Here is a 14,489-nt window from a genome sequence, read left to right on the forward strand (position 1 = left end):
AAATGAAAAAGTGGGGATTTTTATTGTCCTTTGCATTATTCATAGTTTTTATTTTTAATATATTACCGATATCTCAAGATAAAGTAGAGGTTCAAATATAAAAAAAAAATGATAATACAGCTACTGAAAATACCCAAAAGATTAAGCTTACAGAAGAGCAGATCTATCAAGGGGATCTACTCTTGGTCAACAAGGAACATCCTGTTCACCAAAAGAGTATAAAATCAGATGTCATAAATTTATTTACACACAAAGAATTGACAAAGGGGTATGAGATACTTGATAACAAAATTAAATTGTCAGAAGAAATAGCTGAAACATTTTCTGAGATGATAGCTGATGCTGAAAAAGATGGGGTTTGGCACTTTTTAATTAACAGTGGTTTTCGAGACTTAGATGAGCAAAGTAGACTTTACGAAGAAATGGGTTCTAATTATGCTTTGCCAGCAGGGCATAGCGAACACAATTTGGGATTATCGCTTGATGTGGGATCTACTCAAATGAAGATGGACAAAGCACCTGAAGGAAAGTGGATAGAAAAAAATGCTTGGGAATACGGCTTTATCTTACGCTATCCATCGAATAAAACGGATGTTACGGGAATTCAATATGAACCTTGGCATATTCGCTATGTCGGTTTGCCTCACAGTGCGATTATGCAGGAAATGAATTTAGCTTTGGAAGAATATCTGGATTATTTGAAAGAAGAAGAGAGCATTTCTATTAGTATTGATGGGCAAAAATATACGATCTCATATTATCCCATTTCTCAAAACGAGACAATTGACGTTGAAATACCAGCGGGTGAACATTATGAAATTTCTGGTAATAATATAGATGGAGTGATTGTGACATCCGTTCTTGAATTATGTTCTAAAATGACAAAGTCATAGATTTAAATGTAAAGTTAGGAGATTCTATATGCATACAGGAGTTTTGATTAGTTATTTGTATACTTATTTTTTTACTATTATTTTTTGTATTGTGTTTCAAATTGGATTTTATTTTAAAGCGCAAAAAAATATATCTATTCGGCATTTTCTATGGGTGTATGTTTTTCTGTTCTACCTTTCGCTAGTGTATAAGGTGACGCAGATAGCGACTGTATGGGATATAAGAAGATATGAAACATTGATTCGTGCAAGTGAAATCAACTTGATTCCATTTGCTTCTGAAGGTATTACTACGTATGTTTTGAACATTTTACTATTTATGCCGTTAGGTTTTTTATTGCCGACTATTTGGCCGCAGTTTAGAACAATGAAAAATACCGTATATGCTGGATTCTTTTTTTCATTGGCTATTGAGTTAAGTCAATTGCCAAATAATAGAATTACAGATATTGATGATTTATTTATGAACACCCTGGGGGCGATTATTGGGTATTTATTATATAGAGCTTTATTTAAAATGATATATAAAAGAGATGAAAAAAAGCTTGATAATAACTCTTCTCTAGTAATAAAATACGAGGCTATTTTTTATTTAGTTTGCTCACATGTAGGTATGATGTTAATTTATTATCCAGCTTTATTTGGAAGGCCTCTAATCTTCCAATGAGGTGATTAAGATACTGTCAGATAATATAAGCAAATTGATTCTTAAATAATAGGATATCACATATACCCATTCATTTTAAATTCTCACAGTTACCTTTATATATTTAAATAGTTTTCGTTACTGGAAGTACAAATAAAGGACCAGGAATTTATAGATTATTGGGCTTTTATTTGTGGTAATGTCTAGCTGTCCGTATTTAATCTAAAGATATGGTTTAGTTCCGATTACAACAGTAGAGTCCAGTTCATCACAATTTTTCACCTGTGGAATTAGCCAGTTTTGAGCAAATATCTCAACAGTTTGCAATGCCTGTCGTTGGCTAGTCTCAACGAGTAGATGACCCATGGGTGCTTCCGTTCTACCCCGGCTACTATCAATCTATAAATTGAATGAAAAATAGTCAACCAGATTTCTCTGGCTGACCTTATAATACGAAGGGGTGCTTTAGTTTGAGGTGATATGCTGATTTTCATTTATTATTCTATTTTTGTTACTCTATTTCATTGGAAAGTGTAGAATAACAAAAATAGAAAATAATTAAACGTTATGTTAAGTGAAAGACAGTTGTTTCAGTTAACATAAAGCCGTTTGGAAATCTAAGTTTTATTCAACGATAGATCCCGTTAATTAAACAAGGTACACGCGTGTAAATCTTTGTTACTCTTACTCAGCACATAATTCTGAGATCTTCTTCCAACCATACGAAACATCCTCTACTACTGTTCCTCCAAACGTACTAGTCCTATGAATATATTCTTTTCCGCCCATACGTTCATAAAAACCAAGTCCAGATTTATTCTGTTTCATTACCCAAACCATCATAGAATAAATACCTTTTTCTTTAAAATGCTTAGCAACAGCTGAAACAAGCTGCTTCCCAACACCTAATCCTCTACATTCCTGTAAGAGATAAAGCGAATATAATTCCCCATCAAAATTCTTCTCATCAATACTTTTACCTGATGCAAAACCTATAATTTTCTCTGTATCATTAATGGCAACATAAATAAAAGATTCATTTTCGTTATTTAAAAAATCAATCCATCTTTTTTCTGCGTCTTTGTACGATAATTCGTCCAGATAATCGTCAGGTACTAGACCACGATAAGTAGTCCTCCAACTATCAACATAAACTCTTGATACGCCCTTTATATCTTCTTTACTTGCTTTTCTAATTTCCAAGTTAAGTGCCTCCAATGCAAAACAGTAAAATAATAAAATTTATTATAACATCCCTTCTTCAACTAACAAGGCAGGAGCGTTCAAGAACGATTGGTTACAAAAAAAGGACAGTTACGATATATAATCGGTAACTGTCCTTTTCCCTAATTTAATTATACCATTAATAATTAATCATTTTTAGTCTGTTTTTTATTTATTAACTTGTTAGTATTAATCAAGCGAAGTTGCTTCTCTGGCGATACATGTAAATGTAATTCGTTGATGAGATGAACAATTTTTGTCATACGATTCGTTTTCGTATTGAGCGATAAAATGGGAGGGAAAGAAATGAACCAATATGTTCTAGAATTTCGAGAGGTTGATAAAACGAGACAAATGATGGCCGGAGGAAAAGGGGCTCATTTAGGGGAGTTATCGAATATTGATGGAATACAAGTGCCTGAAGGTTTTTGTGTTACGACAACTGCTTATCAAGAAGCCCTCGAAAAAAACGAAGCCTTCCACGCATTGGTGAACCAATTAACACTGCTGAAAGTAGAGGACCGAGATCAAATTGGTGAAATCAGCAGGGAGATTCGGAACATCATTTTGGAGGCAGAAATTCCTTCCGATGTTGTGAAAGCTGTTACTCACACACTCTCCCAGTTTGGCAATGAATATGCTTATGCAGTTCGTTCTAGTGCAACTGCTGAAGATTTACCACACGCCTCCTTTGCTGGTCAACAGGATACCTATTTAAATATAAAAGGAACAGATGCAATTTTACAACATATTAGTAAGTGCTGGGCTTCCTTATTCACTGATCGAGCAGTGATTTATCGTATGCAAAACGGATTTGACCACCGAAAGGTCTATCTGTCTGTTGTGATTCAAAGGATGATTTTTTCAACGGCTTCCGGAATACTATTTACAGCTGATCCAGTTACATCAAACCGAAAGGTGCTGTCGATCGATGCTAGCTTTGGATTGGGTGAGGCCCTTGTCTCTGGCGTCGTGTCTGCGGACAATTATAAAGTGCGGGAAGGTAGCATTGTGGAGAAGACGATTTCTACGAAAAAGTTGGCTATATATGGACGAAAAGAAGGCGGAACGGAAGAAAAGGAAATTGAGCCGGATCAGCAGAATCTATCTACACTTTCAGATGAGCAAGTGTTAGAGCTTGAAAGAATCGGTAGAAAGCTGGAAGCACATTTTGATCGCCCACAAGATATCGAATGGTGTTTCATTGATGATACATTTTATATCGTCCAAAGTCGCCCAATCACGACTCTTTTCCCCATCCCTGAAGTGAATGATCAAGAAAACCACGTCTATGTATCTGTCGGTCATCAACAAATGATGACGGATCCTATGAAACCATTGGGATTATCTTTTTGGCTGTTAACGACTAATGCACCCATGCGTAAAGCAGGTGGAAGGTTGTTTGTCGATGTCACACATCAACTGGCTTCACCTGCTAGTAGAAACATGTTATTACATGCGATGGGACAACACGATCCGCTCACCAAAGATGCCATTATGAACATCATTGAGCGCGGAGATTTTATAACATCGTTGCCAAATGATAAGAAAGCACCGAGTCCCAACAGAGGCAATCCAGATATGCTCGAACAAATCGAAAACAATCCATCAATCGTTTCTGAATTGATTAAGCGTAATCAAACATCTATAGAAGAGTTAAAACAAAACATCCGAACGAAATCAGGAATAGATGTATTGGATTTTATTCTAGAAGATATTCAGGAATTAAAGAAGATTTTATTTGATCCACAAAGTTCAGCTGTATTTATGGCTGCTATAAATGCTTCCATATGGATCAATGAAAAAATGAACGAGTGGTTAGGTGAAAAAAACGTAGCAGACACGCTTTCTCAATCTGTACCAAACAATATTACTTCGGAAATGGGTCTCGCACTATTGGATGTCGCAGATGTGATTCGTCCTTATCCAGAAGTAATAGAATATTTACAACATGCAAAAGATGATACCTTTTTGGATGAACTGGTTACGTTTGATGGTGGACAGGAAGTTAGAGACGCTTTCGTTGTTTTTCTCAACAGATACGGAATGCGATGTGCAGGAGAAATTGATATTACGAAAACTCGTTGGAGTGAAAAACCAATTACACTTGTCCCGATGATTCTTAATAATATTAAAAACTTGCAACCTAATGCCAGCAATCGGAAATTTGAGCAAGGGCGACAGGAAGCTTTGAAAAAAGAACAAGAGTTATTAGAGCGATTGAAGCAATTACCGGATGGTGAACAAAAAGCTAAAGAAACAAAACGAATGATCGACTTAATCCGGAATTTCATCGGTTATCGTGAATATCCAAAATACGGCATGATTAATCGCTACTTCGTTTATAAGCAGGCTTTACTGAAAGAAGCCGAACAACTCGTACAAACTAGCGTTATTCATGAAAAAGAAGATATATACTATCTCACTTTTGAAGAACTTCGCGAAGTCGTACACACAAATAAGCTGGATTACCAAATTATCAGCAAACGAAAAGACGAGTACAAATTATATGAAAAACTGACTCCCCCACGTGTGATCACGTCTGATGGTGAAATCATTGTTGGTAAATACAAACGAGAAAATCTCCCAGCCAAAGCGATTGTAGGGCTACCTGTTTCTTCCGGAGTGATAGAGGGGCGGGCTCGTGTCATCTTAAACATGGAAGACGCTGATTTAGAAGATGGAGATATATTAGTCACTTCCTTTACTGACCCTAGCTGGACACCATTGTTTGTATCCATAAAAGGTCTAGTCACCGAAGTTGGTGGACTGATGACTCATGGAGCAGTTATTGCGCGTGAATATGGCTTACCAGCAGTTGTCGGTGTGGAAAATGCAACGAAGATAATCAAGGATGGACAAATGATTAGGGTGAATGGGACAGAAGGGTATATAGAAATACTATAATTTTTTAGAAGAAGAGAAGCATTAATATTAGGGTGCTTTGCGGTATGTTGTAAAAAATGTACTTAAAGTAACGGTTACGTTCGTTCAATAAGACATTAAAAAGACCATACATTTTTGAACTGTACCCCGGATCGTGGACACTAAAAAAGTCCATGATTCGGGGTTTTTGTGTGTTTTTATATTCATTCCTCGTTATAATAGAAAACATGATAAAAGTAAGGGAAATGAGTAAAATTATTTTTAATGAAATGCAAATGAAACAACTAGAGAATACTGTTTCAGTGATTTACCTTTAGTGAAAGTTTTTTTAGGTAGTATAAATGCAGCGGACTAGTTTAAAATGGAGCGTATGAAAACGAAATGAGAGGGGAAACAAAATGAAACGTATTTCAATTTTAATAGCTGATGATGAGGTGGAAATTGCTGAATTAATTGGGATACATTTAGAAAAAGAAGGTTATCATGTTGTGAAGGCTACTGATGGAGAAGAAGCAGTTCGTATCATTCAATCACAGCCAATCGATTTAGTTGTTTTAGATATTATGATGCCAAAAATGGATGGTTATGAAGTAACGCGACAAATTCGTATGAAACATCATATGCCTATTATTTTCTTAAGTGCGAAAACATCTGATTTTGATAAGGTGACAGGTCTTGTACTAGGCGCGGATGATTATATGACGAAGCCTTTCACACCGATTGAATTAGTTGCGCGTGTAAATGCACAACTACGCCGATTTCTTACGTTAAATCAACTGAAAGTAGAGGAGAATAAATCCGTTTTAGAAGTAGGCGGAGTTGTTATTGATCCTGAGCGACGAACGGTAAATGTATATGGAGAGAACATTGAATTGACCCCAAAAGAATTTGATATTTTATATGTATTAGCAAGCCATCCGAAGAAAGTGTATAGTGTTGAAAATATCTTTCAGCACGTATGGGCAAATGATTATTTTGAAGGTGGAAATACAGTTATGGTGCATATTCGTACTTTACGAAAAAAACTTGGGGAGGATAAAAGAAAGAATAAGTTAATAAAAACGGTATGGGGGGTAGGCTATACTTTCAATGGTTAAAATGATGAGAAGCTTTCGTTTTACAATGATCACCTTGTTTGCGCTAAGTATGGTATTAGCAGCTGGCGTAACATATATGATGTATAAAGGATTACAGTTCTATTATAAAACGATGGTGCGCTATGAAGATCCTTTGGCCCAATTTAGGTCAATAGTAAGAGAGTTTGGAGATATTAATTTCTTTTTGATTTTCTTTATTCCATTATCTATTGTATTCTTTTTCTTTTTAACAAAACCATACTTAAAGTATTTTAATGAAATTTCTAACGGCATTCATCATCTCGCTAACGGTGATTTTACAAATACAGTTCCTATTTCATCAAATGATGAATTCGGAGATATTGCGCGTGAAATTAACTTAGCGAGCGAAAAGTTAAAAGAAGCGGTTGAACGAGGTGACTTTGCAGAAAGTAGTAAAGATCAGCTCGTTGTTAACTTAGCTCATGATTTAAGAACACCGTTAACATCTGTGTTAGGGTATTTAGATTTAATTCTTAAAGATGAGGATTTAACAAAAGATCAGATTAAACATTTTTCTACAATTGCATTTACGAAATCGCAGCGACTTGAAAGTTTACTTGATGAGTTATTTGAAATTACGCGAATGAATTATGGTATGCTGAATTTAGATAAAAAAACAATTAATATAAGTGAGTTGCTTATACAGTTAGATGAGGAATTGTACCCATTATTGGAGAAGCATCATTTAGAAGCTAGATTGAATGTTGATCCTCATTTATATATTAACGGTGACGGGAATTTGTTAGCCAGGGTATTTGAAAATCTTTTAACAAATGCGATTCGATACGGATATGATGGACAGTTTGTTGATATGAATGGATCTATTGATAATGGAGAAGTTGTCGTGCAAATTATTAATTACGGAGATAGCATTCCAGAAGAAGACTTGCCATACCTTTTTGATATGTTTTATACAGGTGATAAAGCAAGAACAGAGCAACAAGGTAGTACAGGTCTTGGATTATTTATTGCTAAAAATATTGTGGAGCAGCATAATGGTACAATCTCTGCTGAAAGTAATGTAATAAGAACAATATTTGAAGTGAGATTGCCAAAAGAAGAGAGCTCGGAAATTTAATAAAAATTTTAAGTTTACCCCACTTTTTATTTTAATAGTTTTTTCTATCCTATACATATGTTAGGTCAAGGAGGAACTAGGAATGAAGAAGTGGGTATTTATTTTTCTTTTTATATTGTGCACAGTATGTGTTGGGATTTATATAGCACCGTTATTTCAAAAAGAGATAAATGTTAAAATCATAGAAAATGATAATAAAGTAAAAGCTGCGAATACTGAGAAGAAAGAGATTACAAAGGAACAAGTTCATAAAGGGGATTTATTGCTAGTTAATAAAGATTACCCTGTTAAGAAAGATAGTATAAGATCTGATATTATAAATGTATTTCAAAATCCTGAATTAGTAAGAGGGTATGTGGTACTTGATAGAAGTCTGCGCTTATCAAAGGATATTGTGAAAAAGTTTTTGAAGATTGTAGATGCAGCAGAAAAAGAAGGGGTACAGCATTTTTTGATCAATAGCGGTTATCGAGATTCCAAAGAACAGGGGAAGCTATATGAGGAAATGGGCTCTGATTACGCACTTCCAGCAGGATATAGTGAACATAATTTAGGGTTATCACTTGATGTTGGGTCTACTCAAATGAAAATGGAGAAAGCTCCTGAAGGAAAATGGATTGAGGAAAATGTATGGAAATACGGATTTGTTTTACGCTATCCGAAAAATAAAAGTAATATTACAGGGATTCAATACGAGCCATGGCATATACGTTATGTCGGTTTACCTCATAGTGCTGTTATGCAAAAAAATAATTTCACCTTAGAGGAATATCTGGATTTCTTAAAAGAGAAAAAAGAAATTTCAACGTATGTTGAAGGTGAAAAGTATACGATCTCTTATTATAAAGTTTCAGAGAATATTAACGTGAATGTTCCAGTGAATAAGCATTACGAAATTTCAGGGGACAATATGAGTGGAGTTATTGTAACTGTTTATGGATAAGGAAAGAAATCATGTAGCAAATGGTATAGTATGTAGAAGCAACTTCAAATCAAATAATAAATAGTTTAGACAGACTATAGGAGTCTAATATGAACTGCACCCCGAATCACGGACACTTAAAAAGTTCATGATTCGGGGTTTTTGTGTATTTTCATACTTATACATAGTTAGATTAGAAGGAATGAAAAAAGTGGATGTCATCTATCGAAAATATGTCACATAGAGGAAACTGCTTAGGTAACGCTCCAATTCATCTTTTTGTCATATGAAAAATGAATTAGGCTAAAATCTTATCAAACATTCCAATCTCTTGGGCAGGTAATAGAGAAGGATGTACAAAATTTATATAAAAGCAAGATGAACAATAAATACACAAAAATATTTTATATTTCCTTAATGTATTCCGTTCCACCTACATGAATCATTTATTACAACAGCGTTCACGTCTAAAATAAGATGTTTCAACAAAGGAAGATATAAGTATCTGTATAATGATTTCTCAATATAATCAATGTGTTAATCGAAGGAAATCTGTGTTACTTTTGCCTTTCTACTAACTAATACAGCTTCAAACAACGGACAAAATTTCTACATGCCGAGTGTAATTCATATCTATTCAAAATTGTATTTATTCAATATTTCTAAAAATAAAAAAATATTAAATTTATAAATATACAAGTTATAATGAGGGCGTTAAGAGATAATCTATTAACTCTGGAGAAAGTATCAAACTTGGTTCCGATGTAAGAGTTCTAAAGATCTTGCAAGTAATCTTCTAAAATTGGACATACTGATACTCTTATTCTAAGAAGGGTGTGTGATCAGAAGGGGAATGTATTTAACATAAAATTGGAAGCGTTACCAGATGGATCTTATTTTGTTAACAGTGCTGATTTTTTGAGCAAATGTAATTGCAGAAAATAAAAGCTAATTGGTCATTCTCATCACTTAGATTCAACTGCGATTAAAAATAAGAAATTATGGGAGCGTATAAGTATCTATTGAAGAAAGTTGTTTTGATGTGATCGGGCCGGTAAGGATAGGTCCTTCAAGTTCACATACTGCAAGGTGTTTTAGCTATTGGAACAGTTGCCAATAGATACGGGGGCACCTTGTAAGTCATTCATTTTCCAAGAATGGTCTATATTTCTAAGCCTTAAAAAGAGACGTAAGAATAGGATACAAGGAGGAATTATTATATGAATGGGAATACTGCAAAAAACCTAGAATTTCAAGCTGAGAATACTGCAGTAAAAAATGAGAAATATCTAGATTCTAAAAAGTGGCATAAACAGGATACTACCTGGGCATTGAGTCTTTTTGGAACAGCAATTGGAGCAGGGGTACTTTTTTTACCTATTAATGCAGGTTCAGGTGGTTTATTATCATTACTGCTAATTACTATACTTGCATATCCTGTTATGTATTACTCACATAGAGCGCTTGCTAAAATGATATACGCTTCTAATTCTGCTGATGAGGGGATTACAGGTACGATAAGAGAGTATTTCGGAAATAAGGCAAGTATCATTTTTAATATCGTATATTTCGGTTCCATTTATACGATCGTGTTGATGTATTCGGTTGCACTTACAAATACTGCAAGTAGTTTTATCGTAAATCAATTGCACATGAAGGAGCCTCCAAGGGCCATTTTATCACTTGTATTAGTACTCGGTCTTATAGCTATACTAAATTTTGGTCAAGATATCACTGTAAAGATAATGAGTATGCTAGTATATCCTTTCATAGCTTCTCTACTTTTTATCGCAATCTCTTTGATTCCACAGTGGAACACGTCAATGCTTAGTTTTTCAAGTGTTTCTGCGGCTTCAACAGGAACAGGATATTTCGGAACGATATGGATGATACTACCAATTATAGTGTTCTCGTTTAATCATTCTCCTCTTATTTCGTCATTTGTTGTGAAACAAAGAGCTACCTATGGAATAGAGGCTACTGATGCCAAATGTGCTCAAATACAAAAAGTTTGTTATATCATGACATTCGTTGTTGTTATGTTCTTTGTTTGGAGTAGTGCTTTGAGTTTGACTCCAAATGATCTTATGATGGCAAAAGAACAGAACTTGTCAATTCTATCATATCTTGCTAATGAGCTTAATTCGCCTTTAATTACTCTTGTAGCACCTATCATAGCTTTTACGGCCATCACAAAGTCCTTCCTTGGTCATTATATAGGGGCATATGAGGTAATGCGTGACATGATTATCAAGTTCAGTAAAACACGCGGAAAAGATATAGAAGAAAAAACAATTAAGACAATGATCCTTACTTTTGTCGTATTAACATGCTGGTATGTTGCTTATGCAAATCCAAGTATTCTTGGAATCATTGATGCCCTTAGCGGTCCGTTAGTTGCTGCTATCTTATGTCTATTACCAATGTATGCGATCCGTAAAGTACCAGTACTAGCTAAATACAGAGGGAAAATGAGCAATGTATTTGTCATTGTTATCGGTATACTTACTGTCCTAGCAAGTATTAAGTCATTATTCTAATTTACTATTGTTGATTCGGGTGCAAAATTCAACTTGGCGGTTGCAGCAAACAGGTAAAATCATCACCATGCCAACAATCGCATAGATTTGAAGCGTAATTTTAAAATAGAGTCAAAACGAACCGGAAATTAGTGGTAATTTCCGGTTCGTTTTTTTATAGTCAAGTTAGGATACAATATTGAAAAATTAAAAGGGAGGGGATTACAATCGAAAATACTACATGTATTCTATCGAACGAAAGACTGTTATTAAGGGAATTCACACATAATGACTGGATGGATGTTCATAAATATGCTTCACAAGATAAAGTTTGTGAATATCAACCTTGGGGACCTAATACAGTAGAAGATTCAAAGGATTTTGTTAAGCAAGTAATTAAAGATGCCTCTCAAGAACAAAGAACAAGGTATGTCTTTGCAATTGTTGATAAGGATATGGGGAGTGTAGTTGGAGCTGGGGAGTTAAATATTAGAGATTTTATAAATAAAAATGGAGAAATTGGCTATATTGTTAATCCGAATTATTGGGGAAAGGGATTAGCTACAGATGTCGCTAATCTATTGATTGATTTTGGTTTTTCTAAACTTAAACTTCATAGGATATATGCGACTTGTGATCCTAGAAATATAGGTTCATCGAAAGTATTAGAAAAGGTTGGAATGAATAAGGAAGGAAGAATGCGTGAGAACTTGTTAATAAGAGGTGGTTGGAGAGATTCCTTGTTATACAGTATTTTGGAAAGTGAATGGAAAGAGTAAATTTAAAAATCTTATTTAACGAAAAAACTATTAAACTTTTTATGAATGAGTCACTTAATTTCAAAGAAGAAGAGCATGTTTTGATCAATCTCTTTCGGAACGTGCTCTTTTCTTCATTGTAATTAAGGAAAAAGCAACATACTGGAGGAATCGCAATGCCAATTTACAACAAATTAGTACGTAACCGCATCCCAGAAATCATCGAACATAACAGAAAAACATCTACAACAAGAATATTAGAGGAAAAAGAATACATAGAAGAAGTAGGAAAGAAAATAGGAGAAGAGTTAACAGAGTATGTAGAAGCAGAAAGTAAAGAGCATAAAATAGAAGAACTAGCAGATTTATCTGAAATAGGCGAGAATACTCCCACCTCAAGGAATGTGAAGGGCGTAGCCTAATGAGTAGGTGGGGGATGAATCGCCTTCGGACAAGGGATGGTAATTTACCATCTCGATTGTTCGACTGCTCGAGTGCTACTTGTAATAAATGAAAAATAGCATGGCGCTTGCGTACGAGTACAAAAAACCTTTTGCTCTTTGTATGCGTCTATTCTCTATAAAAGAGTTATAGGAAATCGTAATGCTACTGTTTGTTTTTCCATGTCTTCACTCCTGAAAAATATACAAAATATACTAAAAATTATATAATATGTATGTTATAACACGTGAGGAGGTGAAGGTCATGATTGTCAATAAAGCATACAAATTCCGTATCTATCCAAACAGAGAACAAGCAATTTTAATCAATAAAACAATTGGTTGTTCTCGATTTGTATTTAATTATTTCCTTTCTAAATGGAACGATACATACAAGGAAACAGGGAAGGGGTTAGCGTATGGAACATGTTCAGCAGAACTTCCGAAACTGAAGAAAGAATTTGTTTGGTTAAAAGAAGTAGATAGTATTGCAATACAGTCATCTGTCAGAAATCTTGCAAATGCGTTTGACCGTTTCTTCAAGAAGCAAAATGATGCACCACGCCTCAAGTCTAAAAAGAACAAAGTACAGTCCTACACAACCAAGCACACCAACGAAAATATTGCCATTGTAGCCAACAAAATAAAGCTACCAAAACTTGGTCTTGTTCGCTTTGCGAAAAGTCGTGAAGTACATGGTCGCATTCTACATGCTACGATTAGACGTAATCCAAGTGGCAAGTACTTTGTATCACTGTTAGTTGAAACAGAAATACAAGCGTTACCTAAAACCGGATCATCTGTTGGTGTAGATGTTGGATTAAAAGATCTTGCTATTTTGAGCACAGGAGAGGTTTTCACGAATCCTAAATGGTTTCGTACATTGGAAAAGAAGTTAGCTGATGCACAACGAATTCTTTCAAGACGCGTGAAAGGTTCTTCAAATTGGAACAAACAACGTAATAAGGTTGCAAGAATCTACGAACGAATTACCAACGCAAGAACAGACTACTTGCAAAAAATCTCTACCGAAATTGTCAAAAACCACGACATCATTGGTATAGAGGATTTGCAAGTGTCGAATATGCTGAAAAATCATAAATTAGCGAAAGCAATTAGTGAAGTATCTTGGTCGCAATTCAGAACCATGCTTGCATACAAAGCAAAATGGGGCGGTAAACAAGTTGTTGTTGTATCTAAAACATTCCCTTCTAGTCAGCTATGTTCTTGTTGTGGCTACCAAAACAAAGACGTTAAGAATCTAAATCTTCGTGAATGGGATTGCCCTTCTTGTGGCACGCATCACGACAGAGATATTAACGCAGGACAAAATCTTAAAAACGAAGCCGTAAGACTTCTAACCGTAGGGACTACGGGGTTAGCCTACTAAGATAACCGAAGGATACTTTGGTGTTCGTAGGAATCCCCCATTTCAAACAGTCCGTAAGGATGTTAAGTGGTGGGTAGTTCAAACAATTCTCTTCAAATAGCAATTGAAAAATATATATAAGATTATAATGATGATTGTTATTAATGGACATTAAAAAATGGTTCAGGTCTAATACTAGAACCGTTTTTGAAAAAAGAATGAAAGATTCTTAGCGGAATTGAATGTTATGTTGTTAAACTAAAGAAATCATGGATAAGATATATCTGTTTTTGGACAGACTCCTCACCTTGGGGAGTTTGTCCTTTTTTGATTATATGCATAGTTTCTATGCCAGCAATCACTTTTTTAGCTGTTTGCAATGATTTTAATCCAAGCATATTGGACTGCCGCCCGCATCCATCAAGCTAAGGGTTTCAAGTCCCCCCTAAACAAAGTTTTTCTTTCTTTAAAGTTAGTTATTTTGTGAGCGGAGTAACTGACAATAAAAGCCCCATAGTATATTTTAAGTTAAATTTATCTAGATTTTACTTTCACCACATACAATAAAAACACGGAAACAAAATTCATGTTTGTTTTATAAGGTGAGGAGGGAATGTGATGGAATTAATAATTGAC

At 34.8% G+C, this 14,489-nt stretch carries 9 protein-coding genes and 5 pseudogenes; 11 read left to right on the top strand and 3 right to left on the bottom strand.

The features are described from left to right. Positions 1–2 precede the first annotated feature (2 nt). Together vanY and ACX5JI_RS07880 are read left to right on the top strand one after the other, a co-directional pair. Positions 3–893: pseudogene (gene vanY / locus ACX5JI_RS07875) on the top strand (VanY-A/VanY-F/VanY-M family D-Ala-D-Ala carboxypeptidase). 28 nt (positions 894–921) lie between these two features. Beyond that, positions 922–1,560, top strand: coding sequence for a VanZ family protein (locus ACX5JI_RS07880; RefSeq protein ID WP_459500543.1), 639 nt, complete (start codon positions 922–924; stop codon positions 1,558–1,560). Between the two features lie 201 nt (positions 1,561–1,761). Here the strand turns inward: ACX5JI_RS07880 and ACX5JI_RS07885 are convergent. Beyond that, a pseudogene (locus ACX5JI_RS07885) lies at positions 1,762–1,911 on the bottom strand (putative protein N(5)-glutamine methyltransferase); the annotation flags it as partial. A gap of 312 nt (positions 1,912–2,223) precedes the next feature. Then, positions 2,224–2,742, bottom strand: a complete 519-nt coding sequence (locus ACX5JI_RS07890) for a GNAT family N-acetyltransferase (RefSeq protein ID WP_459500544.1) — start codon at positions 2,740–2,742, stop codon at positions 2,224–2,226. 327 nt (positions 2,743–3,069) lie between these two features. On the opposite strand from ACX5JI_RS07890, the gene ppsA reads away from it, so the two are divergent. From ppsA to tnpB, 9 genes and pseudogenes are all read left to right on the top strand, one after another. Beyond that, on the top strand, positions 3,070–5,670 hold the full coding sequence (gene ppsA / locus ACX5JI_RS07895; RefSeq protein ID WP_459500545.1) for a phosphoenolpyruvate synthase: 2,601 nt from the start codon (positions 3,070–3,072) through the stop codon (positions 5,668–5,670). Between the two features lie 377 nt (positions 5,671–6,047). Further along, positions 6,048–6,746 carry a response regulator transcription factor gene (locus ACX5JI_RS07900; RefSeq protein ID WP_459500546.1) on the top strand — a complete coding sequence of 233 codons (699 nt, stop codon included), beginning with the start codon at positions 6,048–6,050 and terminating at the stop codon, positions 6,744–6,746. Then, a complete protein-coding gene (locus tag ACX5JI_RS07905; RefSeq protein WP_459500547.1) occupies positions 6,739–7,845 on the top strand; it encodes a sensor histidine kinase in 1,107 nt (368 codons plus the stop codon). The genes ACX5JI_RS07900 and ACX5JI_RS07905 overlap by 8 nt, the downstream gene beginning before the upstream one ends. Positions 7,846–7,927: 82 nt before the next feature. After that, the gene (locus ACX5JI_RS07910) at positions 7,928–8,788 is read left to right on the top strand and encodes a M15 family metallopeptidase (protein WP_459500548.1); all 861 of its coding nucleotides are present in this window, start codon (positions 7,928–7,930) and stop codon (positions 8,786–8,788) included. A gap of 1,000 nt (positions 8,789–9,788) precedes the next feature. Further along, positions 9,789–9,888: pseudogene (locus ACX5JI_RS07915) on the top strand (serine dehydratase); the annotation flags it as partial. 99 nt (positions 9,889–9,987) lie between these two features. Continuing rightward, complete coding sequence (locus ACX5JI_RS07920) at positions 9,988–11,307, top strand: aromatic amino acid transport family protein (protein WP_459500549.1); 1,320 nt, start codon at positions 9,988–9,990, stop codon at positions 11,305–11,307. A gap of 224 nt (positions 11,308–11,531) precedes the next feature. After that, positions 11,532–12,065 (top strand): GNAT family N-acetyltransferase, encoded by a 534-nt coding sequence (locus ACX5JI_RS07925; protein WP_459501054.1) that lies wholly within the window; start codon positions 11,532–11,534, stop codon positions 12,063–12,065. Between the two features lie 155 nt (positions 12,066–12,220). Beyond that, positions 12,221–12,421, top strand: a pseudogene (locus ACX5JI_RS07930) (nucleoside triphosphate pyrophosphohydrolase); the annotation flags it as partial. A gap of 328 nt (positions 12,422–12,749) precedes the next feature. Next, entirely contained in the window at positions 12,750–13,874 is a 1,125-nt protein-coding gene (gene tnpB, locus ACX5JI_RS07935) for an IS200/IS605 family element RNA-guided endonuclease TnpB (protein WP_459501055.1), read from the top strand. Positions 13,875–14,098: 224 nt separating this feature from the next. Here tnpB and ACX5JI_RS07940 read toward each other — a convergent pair. Continuing rightward, positions 14,099–14,263 (bottom strand): annotated as a pseudogene (locus tag ACX5JI_RS07940) (IS6 family transposase); the annotation flags it as partial. Between the last annotated feature and the right edge of the window lie 226 nt (positions 14,264–14,489).

It is taken from the genome of Bacillus sp. C1 (assembly GCF_054570475.1).

Excerpts from the sequence above, each read along its gene's own strand:
- ACX5JI_RS07905 (WP_459500547.1), top strand. The coding sequence starts at position 6,739 with ATGGTTAAAATGATGAGAAGCTTTCGTTTTACAATGATCACCTTGTTT.
- tnpB (WP_459501055.1), top strand. The coding sequence starts at position 12,750 with ATGATTGTCAATAAAGCATACAAATTCCGTATCTATCCAAACAGAGAA.
- ACX5JI_RS07880 (WP_459500543.1), top strand. The coding sequence starts at position 922 with ATGCATACAGGAGTTTTGATTAGTTATTTGTATACTTATTTTTTTACT.
- ppsA (WP_459500545.1), top strand. The coding sequence starts at position 3,070 with ATGAACCAATATGTTCTAGAATTTCGAGAGGTTGATAAAACGAGACAA.
- ACX5JI_RS07920 (WP_459500549.1), top strand. The coding sequence starts at position 9,988 with ATGAATGGGAATACTGCAAAAAACCTAGAATTTCAAGCTGAGAATACT.
- ACX5JI_RS07910 (WP_459500548.1), top strand. The coding sequence starts at position 7,928 with ATGAAGAAGTGGGTATTTATTTTTCTTTTTATATTGTGCACAGTATGT.
- ACX5JI_RS07900 (WP_459500546.1), top strand. The coding sequence starts at position 6,048 with ATGAAACGTATTTCAATTTTAATAGCTGATGATGAGGTGGAAATTGCT.